Origin of the sequence: Terrabacter aeriphilus, assembly GCF_039542985.1 — a bacterium.
GTDB classification, from domain to species: domain Bacteria; phylum Actinomycetota; class Actinomycetes; order Actinomycetales; family Dermatophilaceae; genus Terrabacter; species Terrabacter aeriphilus.
Genome location: NZ_BAABIW010000020.1, coordinates 100,042 through 119,567 on the forward strand (window position 1 = coordinate 100,042; position 19,526 = coordinate 119,567).

Genomic DNA, 19,526 nt, shown 5'->3' on the forward strand with positions numbered 1-19,526 from the left:
CCCGTGCCCGGCTAGGGTCGCGTCATGGGTTCGTGGTGGCTCGAGGCGATCGGGTGGCTCGGATCGGCGGTGCTCGTGTGGTCGCTGCTCCAGACCCGCCTGCGCCGCCTGCGCGTCATCAACCTCGTCGGCTGCGTCGTGCTCATCGCCTACAACGCCCTCAACCACGTGTGGCCGATGGTGGGCCTCAACGTCGTGCTCGCCGGGATCAACCTCACCTACCTCGTGCGGATGTCGCGCGAGCAGCACGACGGCCACGTCTACGAGGTGCTCGAGGTGGCGGGCGACGACACGTACCTGCGCCACGTGCTGCGCGTCCACGAGGCCGACGTGCGCCGCTACAACCCGCACTTCGTGCACGACCCGTTCGCGGGCGACCCGTCCTACCTCGTGCTGCGCGGTGACGAGATGGTCGGCGTCGTGCTCGTGCGCGACGCCGGGCACGGCACGGCCCAGCTGCTGCTCGACTGGGTGACGCCGCGCCACCGCGACGTGACACCGGGGGAGTTCGTCTTCGGACCGGACGGGCCGTTCCGGCGTCGGGGCTTCCGGCGCGTGCTGCCGCCGCCCGACATGGTCGAGCCGTACTACGAGGCGCTGGGGTTCCGTCGCGACGGCGACGCCTTCGTCATCTGACGGCCGTCGCCGTCCCCGTCCCTGTCCCCGTCCGCTTCCGGCTCGGCCCGCCCGGCGAGCGCCACGCACCCGGCCAGGGTCACCGCGAAGGCGACGGCGGCCACGACGCCGCGTCCGGGCACGACGTGGTCGCCGAGCAGCGCGAGCCCGACGCCGGCCGGCACCACCGTCTCGGTGGCGAAGGTGAGCGCGGCGACCGTGGTCACCCGCCCGCGGCTGAGGGCGAGGGCGTAGGCGACGGTCGCGAGCGCGGCGTGCGCAACGAGGGCCCAGGCGAGGCCGTCGGTGACGAGCCCCCAGGCCGGGGCGGGCACCTCGAGCAGCCGGGCAGCCACCCCGACGCCACCGAAACCCAGGCCGGCGGCGACGCTGAGCAGCGCGGCGCTGCGCCACCGCACGGGGTCGCGCCAGCCGGCGACGAGCAGGGCGCCCACGACGGCCGCGGCGACGAGCAGCCACGGCGTCGCCCCGCCGCCCGGCTCGGTCGGTGACCCGTCCTGCGCGGCGAGGGCGAGCCCCGTCAGGCCCGTGGCGACGGCCACGAGGCCGACGACCTCGGCGGCGCCCAGCCGGAGCCCGAGCAGGAGCACGGACAGCACGGCGGTCACGGCGACCGACGACGCGACCGCGGACTCGACGAGGAAGAGCGGCAGGGTGCGCAGCGCCGCCACGGACGCGAGGAAGCCGAGCCCGTCGAGACCGAGCCCGACGGCATACGGCCACGCGGCCCGGGCCCGCACGCGGAGCGGGCTCCCGGCGGGGACGGCGGACGCGCGTCGCACGCCGACGGCCTGCGCGACGGTCGCGGCGCCGTAGGCGACGGCCGCGACGAGGGCACCGACCAGACCGGGCGTCACGGCCCCATCGTGCCGGGCGAGGCTGGGAGGCGGCTGCGCCTCAGACCAGGCGCTGGCACTTGCTCATGAAGCGGTCCGGGTCGACGACCGCACGGTGCACCTCGCCGCGCGCGATCTCGTCGCCCTCCGCGTCCTGCACCGCCACGTGGCAGACGAGGCGGCGCCCGTCGTTGATCGGCTCCGCGCAGAGCACCGTCACCTCGGCACCGACGGGGCTGCCCTTGACGTGCTCGAGCCGGATCATCGTGCCGACCGTGGTGTGCTCGGCGTCGACGCTGCCCCGGCAGACCTGGAACGCGGCGTTCTCGCACCACGTGATGAGGCGGGGTGTCGCGAGGACGTCGAGGTCGCCGCTGCCGACACGGGCTGCCGTGTCGTCGGGGGTGACCGTGTGCTGGAACTTGCGCATGGGCATTGGTCGAGTCTGACAGAGAACTGGGGAACCGCCGAAACCACCCCGAGACGTCTCGACTGGTGGGTGCCGCCTGCCGCGTGTCGGTGCCGGCAACCTGGGCCCCGGCTGGGAACGTGGGGCGGTGACCACCCATCTGTGGGTCCTCGCCGTCGCCCTCGCGGTGACGGCGATCTTCGACTGGCGCTCCGTGCTGCGCGGCGACGTCCTCGTCGAGCGCGTCACCAAGCCGCTCGTCGTGCTGCTGCTCATGGGGCTCGCGACGTCGCTCTACTGGGAGGGCCACGCGCTCGACTCGCCCCGCCTGCTGCCCGTGCTCGTCGCGCTCGGCTTCTCCCTCGTCGGTGACGTCGCGCTGCTGCACGCGACCGAGGCGCGCTTCCTCGTCGGGCTCGGTGCCTTCCTGCTGGCCCACGTCGCCTACGTCCTGGCGATCGTCGAGACCGGGGGGCCCGACGGGTTCCCGTGGTGGCTGCTCGCGGCCGTGCCGGCCCTGCTGCTCCTGCACGCGCGCGTGGGGCGCGCGATCGTGCGGGGCGCGAGCCCCGACCGCGGCCCGGTGCTCGCCTACCAGCTCGCGCTCAGCGCCCTCGTCCTCGTCGCCGCCTGGCACGGCGACTGGCTCGTCCTGCTCGGAGCCGTCGTCTTCGCCGCCTCCGACGCGGTGCTCGGGCACGACCGCTTCGTGCGCGAGCGGCGGTGGGCGCCGCTCACGGTCGTCGTCAGCTACCACGTCGCCCAGACGCTGATCGTCGTCGGCCTCTTCCGCTGACCCGACGTGAGCCGACCCGCGGCCGTGTGCCGTGGGGCGCCGGAGGGGGCTGCGCTAACCTTGGGCGCATGGCTGGCCTGCTGCTCCTTCCGCAGCCGCGTTGACGAAGGTCGGGACTCCCGACATCAACGCGGCTTCCCCTCCTGTGCGAGGGGTTTTCTTTTGCCCCGACCGAGCAGCGACGAGAGAGACGACATGAGCGAGCAGACGAACGAGACCCCGTTCCGCTACACCGCGGCGATGGCGCAGCAGATCGAGACCGCCTGGCAGGACCGCTGGGAGGAGGAGGGCACGTTCGAGGCGCCCAACCCCGCCGGCCCCTGGGCCGAGCCGCAGAAGGTCGCCGCACGCGGCGAGAAGCTCGTCGTCCTCGACATGTTCCCCTACCCCTCCGGGGTCGGGCTCCACGTCGGCCACCCGCTCGGCTACATCGCGACCGACGTCTACAGCCGGTTCCACCGGATGCTCGGCAAGAACGTCCTGCACGCCCTCGGCTACGACGCCTTCGGCCTGCCGGCGGAGCAGTACGCCGTGCAGACCGGGCAGCACCCTCGGAAGACCACCGAGGAGAACATGACGAACATGAAGCGCCAGCTGCGCCGCCTCGGGCTGGGCTTCGACAACCGCCGCACCTTCGCGACGATCGACGAGGACTACTACCGCTGGACCCAGTGGATCTTCCTGCAGATCTGGGACTCCTGGTACGACGCCGACGCGGTGCGCGAGGACGGCGGTCGCGGGCGGGCCCGTCCGATCAGCGAGCTCGTCGACGAGCTGGAGTCGGGGGAGCGCACGCTGCCCGACGGCCGGGCCTGGGCGCAGCTGACGCCGACGGAGCAGGCCAGGGCGCTCGAGGAGCACCGGCTCGCCTACACCTCCGAGGCGCCCGTCAACTGGTGCCCCGGTCTCGGCACCGTGCTCTCCAACGAGGAGGTCACGAACGACGGCCGCTCGGAGCGCGGCAACTACCCCGTCTTCCGGCGCAACCTCAGCCAGTGGAAGATGCGGATCACCGCGTATGCCGACCGGCTGGCCGACGACCTCGACGGGGTGGACTGGCCCGAGAAGGTCAAGCTCATGCAGCGCAACTGGATCGGCCGGTCCAAGGGTGCCCGCATCACCTTCCCCGTCGTGACGACCGACGGCGCGGACAGCGGCATCGACGTCTTCACGACGCGCCCCGACACGATCTTCGGCGCCACCTTCATGGTCATCGCCCCGGAGCACCCGCTCGTGGACTCGCTGGTGCCGCAAGGCAGCTGGCCCGACGGCACGAAGGACGCCTGGACGGGCGCGGACGCGACCGCCGCGGGCTCGCCGAAGGAGGCCGTGACGGCATACCAGCTCGCGGCCTCGCGCAAGGGCGACGTCGAGCGCCAGACCGAGGGCAAGGACAAGACCGGTGTCTTCACCGGGTCATGGGCCACGAATCCCGTGACGGGAGAGCGGGTTCCGGTCTTCGTCGCCGACTACGTGCTGATGGGCTACGGCACCGGCGCGATCATGGCCGTGCCCGGGCAGGACACGCGTGACTGGGAGTTCGCCGAGAAGTTCGACATCCCGATCGTGCGCACCGTGCAGCCCACCGAGGGCCACCCCGACGACGAGCCGTTCCTCGGCGACGGTGTCGCCGTCAACTCCGCCAACGGGCGCATCTCGCTCGACGGCCTGCACGTCGCCGAGGCCAAGGCGCGCGTCATCGCCTTCCTCGAGGAGGCGGGCCTGGGCGAGGGCACGATCAGCTACCGCATCCGCGACTGGCTCTTCAGCCGCCAGCGCTACTGGGGCGAGCCGTTCCCCATCATGTTCGACGAGGACGGCGTCGCCCACGCCGTGCCCGCCGACGAGCTGCCGCTGACGCTGCCCGACGTGCCCGACTACAGCCCGAAGACCTTCGACCCGGACGACGCGCAGAGCAGCCCGGAGCCGCCGCTGTCGCGCGTGCCCGAGTGGGTCGAGGTCGAGAAGGACCTCGGCGACGGCCGGGGGCTGCGCCGGTTCCGCCGCGAGACCAACACCATGCCCAACTGGGCGGGATCGTGCTGGTACTACCTGCGCTACCTCGACCCGGCCAACCACGAGTCGTTCGTCGACCCGGAGAACGAGGCCTACTGGCTGGGCCGGCACGACCGCTCCGTCGAGGGCGCCCCGGCCGGCACCCGCGACCCCGGCGGCGTCGACCTCTACGTCGGCGGCGTCGAGCACGCCGTGCTGCACCTGCTCTACGCGCGCTTCTGGCACAAGGTGCTCTTCGACCTCGGGCACGTGCACAGCGAGGAGCCCTTCCGGAAGTACTTCTCGCAGGGCTACATCCAGGCCTACGCCTACACCGACAGCCGCGGCCAGTACGTCACGGCGTCGGAGGTCGAGGAGCACCCGGGCGGCCACGGCGCCGAGCCGACCTTCACGTGGGAGGGGCAGCCGGTCAACCGCGAGTACGGCAAGATCGGCAAGTCGCTCAAGAACTCGGTCAGCCCTGACGAGATGTACGACGCCTACGGCGCCGACACCTTCCGGGTCTACGAGATGTCGATGGGTCCCCTCGAGCTGAGCAAGCCGTGGGAGATCCGCGCCGTCGTCGGCAGCCAGCGCTTCCTGCAGCGCCTGTGGCGCAACGTCGTCGACGAGACGACGGGTGAGCTGCGCGTCGCCGACGTCGTGGTCGACCAGGCCCTGACGACCCAGCTGCACCAGACGATCGCCGGCGTCCGCGAGGACTTCGAGGGACTGCGGTTCAACACGGCGATCGCCAAGCTGATCGAGCTGAACAACGCGGTGACCAAGCTCGAGACACCGCCGCGCGAGGTCGTCGAGGCCATGGTGCTGATGCTCGCTCCGGTCGCCCCGCACATCGCGGAGGAGATGTGGCAGCGGCTCGGCCACGCGGGTGGGGTGGCGTATGCGTCCTTCCCCGTCAGCGACCCCGCGAAGATCGTGCAGGAGCAGGTGACCTGCGTCATCCAGATCAAGGGCAAGGTGCGCGACCGCGTCGACGTGAGCCCTGACATCACCGAGGACGAGCTGCGCGAGCTGGCCCTCGGCCGTGACAAGGTGAAGGCGGCGACGGAGGGCGGGATCCGCACGGTCGTCGTGCGGGCGCCCAAGCTCGTCAACGTCGTCCCGCTGTGACCGCCTGACCACCTGACTGACCGTCCGAGCCACCGCGACGGAGAGGAGCGGGACGTGACCACGAGGATCGTCACCGACTCGACGGCCTACCTGCCCCAGGAGCTCGTCGAGCGGCACGGCATCGAGGTCGTCCCGCTCCACGTCGTCGTCGGGGGCCGCGACCACGTCGAGGGGCAGGACATCTCGGCCACGCAGGTCGCGGCGGCGCTGCGCGACTACACGATCGTCACGACGTCGCGCCCGACCCCGCAGGTCTTCGCCGACACCTACCGGCGGCTCGCCGACGACGGGGCCACGGCCGTCGTCTCGATCCACCTGTCCTCGCAGATGTCGGGCACGGTCGAGGCCGCGCGCCTGGCGGCCGGCGAGGCGCCCGTGCCCGTCGAGGTCGTCGACAGCGCGACGATCGGCATGGCCATGGGCTTCGCCGTCCTCGAGGCGGCCGAGGTGGCGGCCGGGGGAGCGGAGACCGGCGCCGTCGTCGAGGCCGCCCGCGCGCGGCTCGGCCCGTCGGGGGTGCTCTTCTACGTCGACACGCTCGAGCACCTGCGCCGCGGCGGTCGCATCGGCGCCGCGTCGGCCCTGCTGGGCTCGGCCCTCGCGATCAAGCCGATCCTCGCGGTGCGGGGTGGGCGCATCGTGCCGGTCGAGAAGGTGCGCACGTCCTCGCGGGCCGTGGCACGCATCGAGGCCATGGTCGTCGAGCAGGTGCAGCGGGGCGGGCGGATCGTCGACCTCGCCGTCCACCACCTCGACGCCCGGGCGCGGGCCGACCAGATCGCGGCGGAGCTGCGCACGATGGTGCCGGGTTCGCCGCACGTGACGGTCGTCGAGCTCGGGGCCGTGGTCGGGGCGCACGTCGGACCGGGAACCGTGGCCATCGCGGTGTCACCGCGCCCCGGCGAGCCGCTGCCGCAGTCGGATCCGGACGAGACCGCCGGCTCGTGAGCGTCGGCACGGTGCTCGCCTGGGCGGGTGGCGTCGTCGCCGCCTTCTTCGTCGGCGCCCTCAACCCCGCGACGACGATCGCCCGCCTCCTCGGCACGGACCTCGCGTCGTCCGGGTCGGGCAATCCCGGTGCGACGAACGCCGGGCGCGTGCTCGGCCGCAAGTGGGGCGTCGTCGTCGGCGTGCTCGACGTGCTCAAGGGGCTCGTCCCCGCCCTCGTCGCCGGCCACCTTGTCGGGCCGCACGCGGCGTATGCCGTCGGGATCGCGGCCGTGCTCGGGCACGTCTGGTCGCCCTTCCTCCGAGGGCGGGGCGGCAAGGGGGTCGCGACGACGCTCGGCGCCATCCTCGGCGTGCACCCGTGGGTCGCGCTCGTCGTCGTGGTCGTCTTCGCGGTGGCCGTCGCGCTGACGCGGTGGGTCGCGGCCGGCTCGATCTTCGGGGCGTTCGCCATGATCGTCGTGGCGGCGCTCATCTGGACCGGGCACGCGCCCGGTGATGCGTGGACCGCCCTGTGGCTCCTGGCGATCGCACTGCTCGTCCTCGCCCGGCACCGGAACAACGTGCTCGGCTGGTGGCGCCAGCGGCACCTCGACGAGAACGCCTGACGGACATCCCCGCGAGCGGTTCGGGGGGAGGGTCGGCGTCCACGGCCGACAGGACGTCCCGGGCCTGCGCGAGCGAGGCCCGCACGCTACCTACCGGTGCGCACCGACCGGGCCGGACGGCATACGGGAGCGGCGGCTCAGAAGACGATGGTGCGGTGACCCGAGAGGAAGACCCGCGACTCCGCGTGGTCGCGCACCGCGCGCGAGAGCACGCGGCGCTCGACGTCGCGGCCGATGGCGACGAGCCGGTCGGGCGACTCGGCGTGGGTGACGCGCACGACGTCCTGCTCGATGATCGGCCCCTCGTCGAGGTCGGCCGTCACGTAGTGCGCGGAGGCTCCGATGAGCTTGACCCCCCGGTCGTGGGCCTGGTGGTAGGGCTTGGCGCCCTTGAAGCCGGGCAGGAACGAGTGGTGGATGTTGATGGCGCGCCCCTCGAGCGCGCGGCACAGGCCGTCGCTGAGGATCTGCATGTAGCGCGCGAGCACGACGAGTCCGACGTCCTCGGCCTCGACGAGGCGCAGCAGCTCGGCCTCGGCCTCGTTCTTGGTGTCGCGGGTGACGGGGATGACGGTGAAGGGCAGGCCGAAGTACTCGACGAGCCCGCGGCAGTCCTCGTGGTTGCTGACGACCCCGACGATGTCGATGGGCAGGTCGCCGGACTTCCAGCGGTGGAGTAGGTCGAGCAGGCAGTGGTCGAACTTGCTGACGAGGATGACGGTGCGGCAGTGCTCGTCCTCGGGGCGCGCCGAGAGGTGGTGGTGGGCGATGGCCGGGCTCTCGCGCACCGCCTCGAGCACCTGCTCGACCTCGTCCGGCTCGGCGTCGAAGACCGTGCGCATGAAGAAGAGGTCGGTGTCCTCGTCGGAGTACTGCTGGTTCTCGACGATGTTCGCCTCCACGGCAAGCAGCGCCGCCGAGACGGCGGCGACGATCCCGGGACGGTCGTCGCAGGTGAGGGTCATGATGTGCCTGGCCATTGGAGCAGTCTGGACCAGTCGTGCGTGCCCGCCCGCATCGACGCGCGGGGCGTCTCAGGAGTCGGCCGTCCACACCCCCTTCCGACCGGACGGGGTTGTCCCCAGCCCGCGTCGGGGTGGGCGCGCCGGGCCGGTCGGCTTCCTACCGTGCAGGTATGCCGCCCCGTCCCTCCCGTCGACCTGCCGACCTCGAGCGCGTGGCGCGCGTGCTCGGCTCGGGGTCGGCCGGGTGGGTGCCCCAGGAGCCGGAGCTCCCACCTGAGGGGGTCGGCGGTCGCCCGCCCTCGCCGACGGGGCTGGTCCGGGCGGGGCCGAAGCGGGTGGGGCCGGTGCAGGCGGTCGCCGCGCGGCTCCGCGACGGGGTCGGGCTCGCGAGGGGGCGGCCCGGGGCGGATGAGCGGGACGAGGTGGCGCGCGTCGACGCCGACCTGCGCCGGGCCCGCCGTCCCGCCCTGCTGACGCTGCCCGACGAGCTGCGGGGCGGGCGACGGGGCGTCAGCAGCGCCGCCGTCGTCGCGCTGCTCGCGCTCGCGCTGGCCGTGGGCTGCCTCTTCGTGCTGCGCGTGCTGTGGGCAGAGCGCTCGGTCGAGGGCTCCGACGTCGCGCCCGGTCCGGGGCGCAGCGTCCGCGTCGTGCAGCCGTCGTCGGCGGCGGGAACGGCAGGGACGGCGGGCGCGGCAGGGACTGCCGGCGCGGCGGGCGCAGCAGGTGCGACGGGGACGGCCGGGTCGACCGGCCGTGCGGCGGGTGGCACGGCAGGTGCCGTGGTCGTGGTCCACGTCGTGGGCCAGGTGGTGCGCCCCGGCCTCGTCAGGCTGGCGGCGGGCGCCCGCGTCGCCGACGCGATCGCCCGGGCGGGCGGCGCGCGTCCGGGCGCGGACGTCTCGGCCGTCAACCTCGCCCGGCCGGTCGTCGACGGCGAGCAGGTGCGGGTGCCGCGCACCGGTGAGGTGCCCGCCCCGGTGCCGGGCCCGGTGCAGGGCCCGGCGCCTTCGTCAGGCGGTGGCTCCTCCGGGGCGCCGGTCAGCCTCAACGCGGCGGACGCCGCGGCGCTCGACGCGCTGCCGGGCGTCGGGCCGGTGCTCGCGCAGCGCATCCTCGACTGGCGCACCGAGCACGGCCGCTTCACCTCGGTCGACGAGCTGGGGGAGGTGAGCGGCATCGGCGACAAGCTCATGGCGCAGCTGCGCGACCGGGTCACGCTGTGAGCCGGCTGCCGCTCCACCGACTGCCTGGTCGACCGGGCGGCCCCTCACTCGTCGTGCTCACCGGTCGGTCGCCGGTGCGGCGGGTGCGTCCGAGGGAGCACCGTCGTCTCGACGTGCGGCTGCTCGTGCCGGCGCTCGTGGCCTGGCCCGTCGTGGCGTTCTGGGGCCTCCTCGCCGACCTGCGGTGGGTGGTGGTCGCGGCGGGTGCGTGCCTCGTCCTCGCCGCGGGCGCCGCGCGACGAAGGGCCCGCGGGCGCGAGGTCGCGGCGGTGCTCGCCGTGCTCGGGCTGGCGTTGGGCGCGGCCGCGGGCCATCGGGCGCTGCGCTCGGCGGGCCCGGTCGAGCGCCTGGCGGCCGAGCGGGCGGTCGTCGCCGTCGAGGGCGTCGTCGTGGCCGAGCCGCGCCCGGTGGCCGGTGACCGAGGCCGCGACCGCGGTGGTGGTGCCGGTGGTGCTGGTGGCGCGGGGGCCGCGCCGGGGCTCGTCCTCGTCCGCGTCGAGGTCTCGCGCGTCGTCGGCCGGGGGCACGCCGCGGACGTCGGCACTCCGGTGCTCGTGATCTCTCGTGAGCCGACGTGGTCCCGGGTGCGCTGGCGCGACGAGGTGACGGCCGTGCTGCGGCTCGGGCCGGCGGAGACCGGCGACGATGTCGTCGCCGTCGCCACGCCGCGCGGGCCCGTCCGGGTCGTGGCGCCGGCCGGCGGAGTGTTCGCCGCGGCCGAGGTGGCTCGCGGGCGACTGCGCGACGCGACCGACGGGCTCTGGCCCGATGCCCGTGGCCTCGTGCCGGCGCTCGTCGTGGGCGACGTGTCACGCACCCCGCCGGAGCTCACCACGGCCATGCTCGCGACGGGCCTCACGCACCTCAGCGCGGTGTCGGGCAGCAACGTGACGCTCGTGCTCGCGTCGGTGGGCTGGCTCAGCTCGCTCGTCGGCGTGCGCCGACGGTGGCGGCCACCGGTCGGCGGCCTGGCGCTCGCGGCGTTCGTGGTGGTCGCCCGCCCCGAGCCGAGCGTCGTCCGCGCCGCCGTCATGGGCCTCGTCGGACTGCTCGCCCTGTCGGCGTCACGGCGTCGGGCCGGTCCGCCGGCGCTCGCGGGCGCCGTCGTCGTGCTCCTCGTGTGGGACCCCTGGCTGTCCCGGTCGTTCGGCTTCGCCCTCTCCGCCGTCGCGACCCTCGGGCTGCTCGTCCTCGCCCGCCCGTGGGGCGAGCGGCTGGCGCGGTGGCTGCCCGGGCCCGTCAGACCGCTCGGACCGGTCCTGGTGGTGCCGGTCGTCGCGCAGGTCGTGTGCGCACCGCTCGTGGTGCCGCTGCAGGGGAGCGTGTCGGTGGTGGCGGTCCTCGCCAACCTCCTGGCCGCGCCGTTCGTGGGCCCGACCACGGTGATCGGGGTCGCCGTCGCCCTGCTCTCGGTGTGCTCCGTGCCGGTGGCGGCGGTGCTCGCATGGCTGGCGGCGCTGCCGGCCCAGGGCATCGGTGCGGTGGCTCGGTGGAGCGCGGGCCTGCCCGCCGGGAGCTTCGCCTGGGGTGACTCCGCCGGCGCCGCGGTCCTGCTCGCCGGGATCACCGTCGCCGGGCTCGCCGTCGCCCCCTGGGCCTGGCACCGGTCACGGCGCCGACCGACCGTCGCGCTGGCGGTCGTCGTGCTCGCGGCCGGGTCGGCGGTTCCGACGGCCGTGCTCGCCTGGCCGCCCCCGGGCTGGGTGCTCGTCGTCTGCGACGTGGGGCAGGGTGACGGTCTCGTCGTCGACACCGGCGACGGGCACGCCGTCGTCGTCGACACCGGTCCCGAGCCTGCCGCCACGCGCGGGTGCCTCGACCGCATCGGGGTGCGGGCCGTCGACCTGCTCGTGCTCACGCACTACCACTCCGACCACGTCGGTGGCGTGTCGGCCGTGCTCGAGCGGTCGGTCGCCGAGATCCGGGCCACCCCGGTGCGCGACCCTCCGGAAGAGGCCGCCCGCGTGGCCCGGCTCGCCCGCGGGGCGGGTGTGCCGATCGCTGAGCTGCACGCCGGCGAGCACGTCTCCGTCGGGGCGGTCGAGGCCGACGTGTGGTGGCCCGCGCGCCGGATCGACGCGGGCTCGGTGCCCAACAACGCATCGGTCGTGCTGACCGTCCACGTGCAGGGGCTCACGCTCCTGCTGGCCGGCGACGTCGAGCGCGAGGCGGCCGCGCAGGTGCTGCACGCCTCGCGCCTCGCCCCCGGCCGCTGGGGCCACGTCGACGTGCTCAAGGTGGCGCACCACGGGTCGGCCAACCGCGACGACCGCCTGCTCGACGAGGTCGACGGCCGGCTCGCGCTCGTGAGCGTCGGCGCCGGCAACGACTACGGCCACCCCGCAGCGGCCACCCTGAAAGCCCTGCAGGACAGGGGTTTCGAGGTGCACCGCACCGATCTGGAGGGCGATCTCGCCGTCGTCGCCGACGACGGCCTCGCGCGGGTCGTCCGGAGGTGAGGCGAGGGGTGCGGGGCGACCGGGTGCGCCCCGTCGTCAGGCCGGGTTGACCGGCGCGCTGGGGTCGACCGGGTCGTCGTCAGGGCCTGCGGGTGCCCGCGGCACGCCGTCGTCCGCTCCCTCGCGCGACGGGTCGTCGTCGTCCAGCTCGAAGTCGGCGAAGTCGAAGCCGGGCGAGACGAGGCAGCTGACCAGGGCGTCCGCGCTGCCGGGGACGGTGCGCTGCCAGTGCCCGGCGGGCACGACGAGCTGGGCCTGCTCGCCCGCGTCGAGCTCGAGCCCCAGGGTGGCCGACCGCGCGCCTGCTCTGCTGCCGGGGTGTGCGCCGGCACCACCGATCTCGAGCCGCACCGACCCCCGGTGCGCGAGCCACACCTCGTCGGAGCGGACCCGGTGCCACGCCGACGCCTCGCCCGCGGGCAGCAGGAAGTGGATCAGGGTGGCGGTCGGCCGCACCCGCCCGTCGGGCAGCGAGACGCTCTCGGGTGAGGCCCACGTCTGGCGGAACCAGCCGCCCTCCGGGTGGGGCTGCAGGTCGAGGAGGTCGGCGAGGGGCGGGCGCATGACGCCCATCATCCCCGATCCGTCCCCGACCGTCGGCCGAGGTCGTCAGTCGTGCTTCACCGAGGGGTCGGCGGGCTTCGGCGGCCACGGGAAGAAGCCGCTCGTGCGCCGCACGTAGTCGGCGTAGTCCGGGCGACGGTCGCCGATGTCCTTCTCCAGCAGCTTCTTTCCCGTGCCACCGTAGAGGTTCCACACCATGACGGCAGGGGAGAGGACGATCAGCACGCCCGGCCAGGCGCTGGCGGCCACGAGGAAGAGCCCGGTCCAGACGCTCGCGTCCCCGAAGTAGTTGGGGTGACGGGTGTAGCGCCACAGGCCGGTGTCGAGCACCGTCCCCTTGTTCGACGGGTCGTTGCGGAAGCGCGTCAGCTGCAGGTCTCCCACCGTCTCGAAGAAGAACCCGACGGCCCACAGGAGGACGCCGATCCACAGCACCCAGGCCAGACCGCCCTCGACGAACATCGCGATCTGGACGGGCAGGGAGACGAACCACATGATGAGGCCCTGCGGCAGGTAGATGTGCAGGAGCGCGTACACGTTCGGGTTGCCGTCGGCGCGCTCCATCATGGCCTCGTAACGGGGGTCCTCGCCCTTGCCGCGCGAGCGGCTGAAGATGTGCCCCGCGAGGCGCAGTCCCCAGACGGCCGTGAGCAGGAGCGCCAGCCAGCGCCGCAGCGCGTCGCCGTGGCCGCCGCTCGTGGCGAAGGCCGTGAGCGCGATGGCGACGAACCCGAGCCCCCACGTCACGTCGATGACGGCCTGCTTGCCGACGCGCAGCGCGATGGCGAAGGTGACGGCCAGGACGACGACGACGGCGAGGGCGGTGAACGCCAGGGTGCGCCCGAAGGCCCCGCCGTCGAAGCCGGTGGCCTCGGCGGCGGGGACGACGGTCGCCCAGAGCGGCGACACGGAGGTCACGCGGTCACCAGGCCCGCACGGGCGGCATACCGCTGCGGCCGTCGGCCGTCGGCTTCACGGCGAGGATCTGGTCGACGCCCATGCGGCCCTCCTCGAAGGCGAGCGCGCCACCGACGAGGTAGAGGCGCCACACGCGGCCGACCTCCTCGCCGACCATGTCGACGACCTTGTCCCAGTTGGCCTCGAAGGTGTCGTACCAGGCGTTGACGGTCCAGACGTAGTGCTCGCGCATCGCGTGCACGTCGCGGACCTCGAGCCCCGCCTGCTCGATGAGGTCGACGGTCTCGCCGACGGGACGCATGTGCATGTCGGGGGCGATGAAGGCCTCGATGAAGGGACCGCCGCCGGGGCGCGTGGTGCGCGACATCTGCTGGATCAGGGCGCGGCCGCCGGGGCGCAGCAGGCGGTGGATCTGGCCCGTGAAGGTCGGGTAGTTGCGCTGCCCGACGTGCTCGCCCATCTCGATCGAGGAGATCGTGTCGAACGGGCCGTCGGGCACCTCGCGGTAGTCCTGGAGCCGGATCTCGACGCGGTCCTGCAGCCCGCGCTCGCGGATCCGCTCGTCGATGAAGGCCTTCTGCTCGCTCGAGATCGTGACCCCGACGACCTGGGCGCCGAACTTCTCGGCGGCGTGCAGCGACAGCGAGCCCCAGCCGCAGCCGATGTCGAGGTGGCGGCCGCCCGCCTCGATGCCGAGCTTGCGGCACACGAGGTCGAGCTTGTCGCGCTGGGAGTCCTCGACGGTGTAGCCCGGCTCGGTGCTCGTCCAGTAGCCGCACGAGTAGGCCATGTGCGGGTCGAGGATGAGCGAGTAGAAGTCGTTCGAGAGGTTGTAGTGGTGCTCGATGGCGCTGCGGTCGCGGGTCTTGGTGTGCAGCCGGCCACGCAGCCTCGCCTGCGACACCGGCGGCTCGGGCGGGAGGCCCACGACCCCGAGGTCGAAGGCCGTGCGGATGCCGTTCTTCGCCACGGCCGCGACGGTGCCGGCCGAGGGGCGGCCGCCCGCGAGCGTGCGGGCCGTCGACCAGACGCGCCGGAAGCCGTCGAGGAGGTCACCGTCCACGTCGAGCTCACCCGTGACGTAGGCCTGGGCGAGGCCGAGCTCGCCGGGGTGGCGCACGAGCCGGCGCAGGGCCGCCGGGTCGCGCAGGACCACGGTCGGCGCGTCGCTCGGCCCGGCGACGCTGCCGTCCCAGGCGCGCAGGCGGACGGGGAGGGTGCCGCCGAAGAGGGGCTCGACGACCGCCGCCAGGCGGGAGGCGACGCCCCCGGGCCGGGAGGACGCCGCGGAGGGGGCGGGAGCGTCGGGGCGGTCGTCGGTCATGGTCATCGGGTGGCCTCTCGTTGGGGGTCGACGCGAGCGGGTCGGTGGTGCTGCACGTGCTTCGGTGTGGTGCTTCGGAGCGGACGGTCGCACGGATGGGTCGGGCGACCGGGGCGTCCGCGCCTCAAGGAGATACCCCGACAGCGGCCTCACGGCGCGCGTCGCCGGCAGCGACGAGGCCGCGGGGACCGAGCTCCGCCGCGCCGACACCCCCGAAGTACATGTGCGGACCCGGGTAGGCGTGCGCCGGAAGGCCGCTCGCTGCGATGGCGGCTGCGATGTCGGGCGACGGCTCGTGCTCCACGCGCGGCGAGCCGTCGTCGAGGAAACGGACGTGCAGCCGCGCGGCGTCGATGGCGTGCTGGAGGTCGTCTCCGAGCAGGAGGCCGCGCCCCAGCACCTGCATGAGCGCGGTCGTGATCCGGTCGGCGCCGGGGGAGCCGACGGCGAGGGCTGCCCCGACGGCGCTGCGCGCGGTCGTCGGCGCCATGTTCGAGGCGAGGCGTGTGCCGGGCTCGACGGCGTGCAACCCGAGGCGGTTGAGCTCCGGCTCGCCCAGGGCGTTGTTGAGCAGGATGCCGGTGCCGGGGACCACCATGCCGGCGCCGTAGCCCGCGGACATCGTGACGGCGCAGGCGGTGCCGTGCTCGTCGACGGCCGAGACGTGGGCCGTCGACGCTGAGGTCGGCAGCCCGGCGAGGCCGTGGCGCTCCACGGCGAGCAGCAGGGCGTGTCCGTCCGCGGCGAGGTCCCTCGACCGGTCGTGTACCGAGAGCCGGTAGGAGAGGACCCGGCGCTGGATGTCGATGACCTCCGGCCACGTCCAGTGCTCGTGCCGCGCGAGCTCGCCCAGCATCGCGGCGAGCATCGGCCCACCGACGGAGGGCGGGGGGTTGAGCGCCACGGTCCAGCTGCCGACGGCGCGCATCGTCGGGGTGCGCACCACGGCCTCGTAGGCCTCGAGGTCGGCCCGGGTGACGAGGCCGCCGTGGGCGGCCATGTCGTCGGCGAGCACCTGCCCGACCGCGCCGGTGGTGAAGAGGTCGACCCCCTGGGTCGCGAGCAGCTCGAGGATGTCGGCGAGGTCGGGGTTGACGCTCGTCTCGCCCGGCTCCACCGGTCCGCCGTCGGCGCCGGTGATGAGGGCGTGCGCCTCCGGGTCGTCGCCGAAGAGGCTGTCGCGCACGAGGGCGAGATAGAGCGCGGCCGCGGCCCCGGTGCGGTAGCCGTCGCGGCAGAAGTGGACCGACGGCTCGACCAGCCGGCGCCAGGGGAGCACGCCAAACCGCTCCCGTGCGAGCGAGAGCGCCTGCAGCGCACCGGAGTTCGCGACCGAGCCGTGCCCCGCGCCGATGGTGACGCCGCCGCCGTAGTCGGTGCGGACCTGCCGCACGCCTCGCCCGAACGCGGACGGGTCGAGCCCGCGGCCGGGCATCTCGACGTTGCCGTCGACGACGACGGGGTCACCGCCTGCCGGCCACACGTTGACGAAGGCGCCGCCCATGAGGCTGACGATGCCGGGCTCGGTGCTCATCGAGGCGAGGGCGGCTGCGACGGCCGCGTCGACCGCGTTGCCGCCGTCGGCGGCGGCCTCCAGCCCGGCCTCGAGCGGCGCCGGGCCGGAGGCGGCGAGGGCGACCCTCGTCATGACGGTTCGCGGTCGGTCGCGGCCCGCCGCGCCCGCTCCCGATCGGGCTCCGTCAGGGAGGAGCTGCGGTCGTCGTCACCCATGGCACCACCGTATGCCGATGGGACCGCGGGCGCGCGGACGGCGCGTCCGCGCGCGGCGGGCTCCCTCGGCCGGGTCCCTCGGTGGGCTGCGTCAGCGGGCCGCGGCGGCGAGCTCGGCACGGGGCGGGCGGGGGTCCGCGCCGGCGGCCTCGACCAGGGCGTGGAGCGCGGCGGCCACCGCGGGCACCCGCTGGAGGTCGGAGGTGGTGACGGCGAGGATCTGGCGCCGTGAGGCGGGGGAGAGGGGGAGCGTGGCGACCTCGTCGTGCTTCGCCGCGTTGAGGATGAGGTCCGGCACGAGCGCCACCCCGAGCCCGGCGGTGACGAGGCCGAGCTGGGCGACGTAGTCCTCCGTCTCGAACGCGACGTTGGGGCGGAACCCGGCGTGGTCGGCCAGCGAGAGCAGGTGGCCACGACAGCGCGGGCAGCCGGCGATCCACTCCTCCGACGAGAAGTCGGCGAGGCTGGCCGCGGCGTCACCGGCGTGGGGGTGGTCGCGGGGCACGACGAGGCGCACCTCGTCGTCCATGAGCCGACGCGTCACGAGGAGCGACAGGTCCTCCTCGAGCTCCCCGAGGTCGGCACCCTCGTAGGCGAAGGCGACGGCCACGTCGCAGTCGCCGCGACGGAGCGCCGCCAGCGACTCGGGCGGCTCGGCCTCGGTGAAGGTGACGGTGATGTCGGGGTGGCGGGCCTTGAGGATCGCGAGGGTGCGCGGCACGAGGGTGGCCGACGAGCTCGGGAACGCCTGCAGCCGCACGCGTCCCGCGCGCAGACCCGCGATGGCGGTGATCTCCTCCTCGGCCGCGTCGAGCGCCGCGAGCACCCCGACGGCGTGACGGGCGAGGACCTGGCCGGCCTCCGTGAGGCGGACCTGACGGCCGTAGCGCTCGACGAGGACCGTGCCCGTGCGCTGCTCGAGGCGCCGCACCATCTGCGAGATGGCCGGCTGGGTGAACCCGAGCGCGTTCGCGGCGCTCGTGAAGCTTCCCTCGTCGGCGATGGCCTTCATGACCCGCAGGCCCGCAGCATCGATCATGGGCCAATCATAACGGGTTCTTATGCTTTTCAGTGAGGTGACGTCAGCAAGGCATGGGTGACGAGGTCGTGCGACGAGGCGACGTAGGCTGGTCGCGTGTCCCAGCCGACCGGTCTGTCCTCCTCGTCCCCGACGACACGGCTGTCCACCTCGCGCATCCTGCCGCTCGTGACGCACGACCTCGGCACCTTCGAGGACCTCGTCGACCTCGTGAGCGGTGGCGGGGTCCTCGTGCTGAGCGGTGCAGGGCTCTCGACGGAGTCGGGCATCCCCGACTACCGCGGACCTGACGGGACCCGCCGCGTCGAGCCGATGACGTACGGCGAGTTCGCCGGCTCCGGCGAGGCCCGGCGGCGCTACTGGGCACGCAGCTACATCGGCTGGCAGCGCTTCGACGCCGCGGAGCCGAACGAGGGGCACCGGGTCGTCGCCGACCTGCAGGGGGCCGGCTACCTCGGACCCGTCATCACGCAGAACGTGGACGGGCTGCACCAGGCGTCCGGGGCGCGCGACGTCGTGGAGCTGCACGGCTCGCTCGACCGGGCCGTGTGCCTCACCTGCGGCGAGGTGACCTCACGACTCGGCCTGCACGAGCGGATGACGGAGGCGAACCCCGGCTTCATGGCGCGCTTCGCGGCCGCCGCGCACGCCGTGGGCTCGCAGTGGGGCGAGCAGGTGCGCCCGGACGGCGACATCGTCCTGGCCGACGAGCTCGTCGAGTCGTTCCACCCGCCGCGGTGCCTCGTCTGCGGCAACGACACCGTGAAGCCCGACGTCGTCTTCTTCGGCGAGTCCGTGCCCAAGCCCCTCGTGGAGCGGTGCTTCGGCCTCGTCGAGACGGCAGGGGCGCTGCTCGTGCTCGGCTCGTCGCTGTCGGTGATGAGCGGCTACCGGTTCGTGCGCCGGGCGCACGCCAAGGGCGTGCCCGTCGCCATCGTCACGCGCTCGGCCACGCGTGGTGATGCCGAGGCGAGCCTGCGCCTGCACGCGCCCCTCGGCACCACCCTGACCGGCCTGCGTTCCGCGCTCGGGGTCTGACGCTCCGGGTCTGACGCTCTGGGTCTGACGCTCCGGATCTGACGCTCGGCGCGTCCTAGATGCGTCGCAGGACGGCGGTCACCTTGCCGAGGATGGTGGCGTGGTCGCCGTCGATCGGCGAGAAGTCGGGGTTGTGGGGCATCAGCCACACGTGCCCGTCGGTGCGCTTGAAGGTCTTGACGGTCGCCTCGTTGTCGAGCATCGCGGCCACGACGTCGCCGTTCTCGGCGTGCTGCTGCTGGCGCACGACGACCCAGTCGCCGTCGCAGATGGCCGCCTCGACCATCGAGTCGCCGGCGACCTTGAGCAGGAAGAGGTCGCCCTCGCCCACGAGCTGCTTCGGCAGCGGGAAGACGTCCTCGACGACCTCCTCGGCGGTGATCGGCACGCCGGCGGCGATCTTGCCGAGCACCGGGACGTACGAGGCCTCGGGCCGGGCGTCGCCCGAGTCGGTCTCGGTGTCGTACTGGTCGCCGGCCGGGCCGGCCGTCCGGGCGCCGCGCGAGCCGCGCGCGGCGGGCGTGTCCGCCCTGGCTCGGGCGGGCGACGTGGCGCGACCGCGGTAGCCGACCTGCTCGGCCGTCGCGTCGGGGGAGACGACCTCGAGGGCGCGCGGTCGGTTCGGGTCGCGGCGCAGGTAGCCCTTGGCCACGAGCGCGTTGAGCTGGTGGGAGACGCTCGACGGGCTCGCGAGGCCGACGGCGTCGCCGATCTCGCGCATGCTCGGCGGGTAGCCCCGCCGGTCGACGGAGTTGCGGATCACCTCGAGCACCTTCCGCTGACGCACCGTGAGCCCGTCGCCGGTGTCGCGGTCGGGAAGCTCGGTCACGCCCATGGTGTCCCCTTCGTCGGCTCGTCAGACCGTTGCTGCGACCGGTCGTGACGACCGATGTCAGTGGTGGC

17 protein-coding genes are annotated in these 19,526 nt (G+C 74.0%); 8 read left to right on the forward strand and 9 right to left on the reverse strand.

Features of this window, described 5'->3' with window-relative positions; genetic code table 11:
• Positions 1-24 precede the first annotated feature (24 nt).
• The gene (locus ABD979_RS15925; RefSeq protein ID WP_345508483.1) at positions 25-636 is read left to right on the forward strand and encodes a hypothetical protein; all 612 of its coding nucleotides are present in this window, start codon (positions 25-27) and stop codon (positions 634-636) included.
• On the opposite strand, the gene ABD979_RS15930 is transcribed toward ABD979_RS15925, so the two are convergent.
• Together ABD979_RS15930 and ABD979_RS15935 are read right to left on the reverse strand one after the other, a co-directional pair.
• The gene (locus ABD979_RS15930) at positions 588-1,493 is read right to left on the reverse strand and encodes a hypothetical protein (RefSeq protein ID WP_345508484.1); all 906 of its coding nucleotides are present in this window, start codon (positions 1,491-1,493) and stop codon (positions 588-590) included. The two genes, ABD979_RS15925 and ABD979_RS15930, sit on opposite strands and share 49 nt — an antisense overlap.
• A gap of 40 nt (positions 1,494-1,533) precedes the next feature.
• Positions 1,534-1,908, reverse strand: a complete 375-nt coding sequence (locus ABD979_RS15935) for a thioesterase family protein (protein WP_345508485.1) — start codon at positions 1,906-1,908, stop codon at positions 1,534-1,536.
• Between the two features lie 121 nt (positions 1,909-2,029).
• On the opposite strand from ABD979_RS15935, the gene ABD979_RS15940 reads away from it, so the two are divergent.
• The 4 genes from ABD979_RS15940 (at position 2,030) to ABD979_RS15955 (ending at position 7,362) form a co-directional block, all read left to right on the forward strand.
• Positions 2,030-2,677: a lysoplasmalogenase gene (locus ABD979_RS15940; protein WP_345508486.1), complete on the forward strand. Its 648-nt coding sequence runs from the start codon at positions 2,030-2,032 to the stop codon at positions 2,675-2,677.
• A gap of 195 nt (positions 2,678-2,872) precedes the next feature.
• A complete protein-coding gene (leuS, locus tag ABD979_RS15945) occupies positions 2,873-5,806 on the forward strand; it encodes a leucine--tRNA ligase (RefSeq protein WP_345508487.1) in 2,934 nt (977 codons plus the stop codon).
• 54 nt (positions 5,807-5,860) lie between these two features.
• Complete coding sequence (locus tag ABD979_RS15950; RefSeq protein WP_345508488.1) at positions 5,861-6,754, forward strand: DegV family protein; 894 nt, start codon at positions 5,861-5,863, stop codon at positions 6,752-6,754.
• Entirely contained in the window at positions 6,751-7,362 is a 612-nt protein-coding gene (locus tag ABD979_RS15955) for a glycerol-3-phosphate acyltransferase (protein WP_345508489.1), read from the forward strand. Before ABD979_RS15950 ends, ABD979_RS15955 begins: the two co-directional genes overlap by 4 nt.
• 137 nt (positions 7,363-7,499) lie before the next feature.
• On the opposite strand, the gene purU is transcribed toward ABD979_RS15955, so the two are convergent.
• Positions 7,500-8,342 (reverse strand): formyltetrahydrofolate deformylase, encoded by an 843-nt coding sequence (gene purU / locus ABD979_RS15960; protein ID WP_345508490.1) that lies wholly within the window; start codon positions 8,340-8,342, stop codon positions 7,500-7,502.
• A gap of 155 nt (positions 8,343-8,497) precedes the next feature.
• Here purU and ABD979_RS15965 point away from each other — a divergent pair, with 155 nt between their 5' ends.
• Together ABD979_RS15965 and ABD979_RS15970 are read left to right on the forward strand one after the other, a co-directional pair.
• A complete protein-coding gene (locus tag ABD979_RS15965; RefSeq protein ID WP_345508491.1) occupies positions 8,498-9,550 on the forward strand; it encodes a helix-hairpin-helix domain-containing protein in 1,053 nt (350 codons plus the stop codon).
• Between the two features lie 83 nt (positions 9,551-9,633).
• On the forward strand, positions 9,634-12,009 hold the full coding sequence (locus tag ABD979_RS15970) for a ComEC/Rec2 family competence protein (protein WP_345508492.1): 2,376 nt from the start codon (positions 9,634-9,636) through the stop codon (positions 12,007-12,009).
• 36 nt (positions 12,010-12,045) lie between these two features.
• Here ABD979_RS15970 and ABD979_RS15975 read toward each other — a convergent pair whose 3' ends face one another.
• The 5 genes from ABD979_RS15975 to ABD979_RS15995 all read right to left on the reverse strand — a co-directional run bounded on the left by ABD979_RS15975 (position 12,046) and on the right by ABD979_RS15995 (position 17,585).
• Complete coding sequence (locus tag ABD979_RS15975; RefSeq protein WP_345508493.1) at positions 12,046-12,573, reverse strand: cupin domain-containing protein; 528 nt, start codon at positions 12,571-12,573, stop codon at positions 12,046-12,048.
• A 45-nt stretch (positions 12,574-12,618) separates the two neighbouring features.
• Positions 12,619-13,491 (reverse strand): DUF1295 domain-containing protein, encoded by an 873-nt coding sequence (locus ABD979_RS15980; protein WP_345508494.1) that lies wholly within the window; start codon positions 13,489-13,491, stop codon positions 12,619-12,621.
• 4 nt (positions 13,492-13,495) lie between these two features.
• Positions 13,496-14,821 carry a class I SAM-dependent methyltransferase gene (locus ABD979_RS15985; protein ID WP_425583994.1) on the reverse strand — a complete coding sequence of 442 codons (1,326 nt, stop codon included), beginning with the start codon at positions 14,819-14,821 and terminating at the stop codon, positions 13,496-13,498.
• Positions 14,822-14,939: 118 nt separating this feature from the next.
• Complete coding sequence (locus ABD979_RS15990) at positions 14,940-16,463, reverse strand: gamma-glutamyltransferase (RefSeq protein ID WP_345508495.1); 1,524 nt, start codon at positions 16,461-16,463, stop codon at positions 14,940-14,942.
• Positions 16,464-16,637: 174 nt separating this feature from the next.
• Positions 16,638-17,585, reverse strand: a complete 948-nt coding sequence (locus ABD979_RS15995) for a LysR family transcriptional regulator (RefSeq protein ID WP_345508496.1) — start codon at positions 17,583-17,585, stop codon at positions 16,638-16,640.
• A gap of 96 nt (positions 17,586-17,681) precedes the next feature.
• Between ABD979_RS15995 and ABD979_RS16000 the strand changes: the two genes are divergently transcribed.
• A complete protein-coding gene (locus ABD979_RS16000) occupies positions 17,682-18,623 on the forward strand; it encodes a Sir2 family NAD-dependent protein deacetylase (RefSeq protein ID WP_345508497.1) in 942 nt (313 codons plus the stop codon).
• A gap of 55 nt (positions 18,624-18,678) precedes the next feature.
• Here ABD979_RS16000 and lexA read toward each other — a convergent pair whose 3' ends face one another.
• On the reverse strand, positions 18,679-19,458 hold the full coding sequence (gene lexA / locus ABD979_RS16005) for a transcriptional repressor LexA (RefSeq protein WP_345508498.1): 780 nt from the start codon (positions 19,456-19,458) through the stop codon (positions 18,679-18,681).
• Positions 19,459-19,526 lie beyond the last annotated feature (68 nt).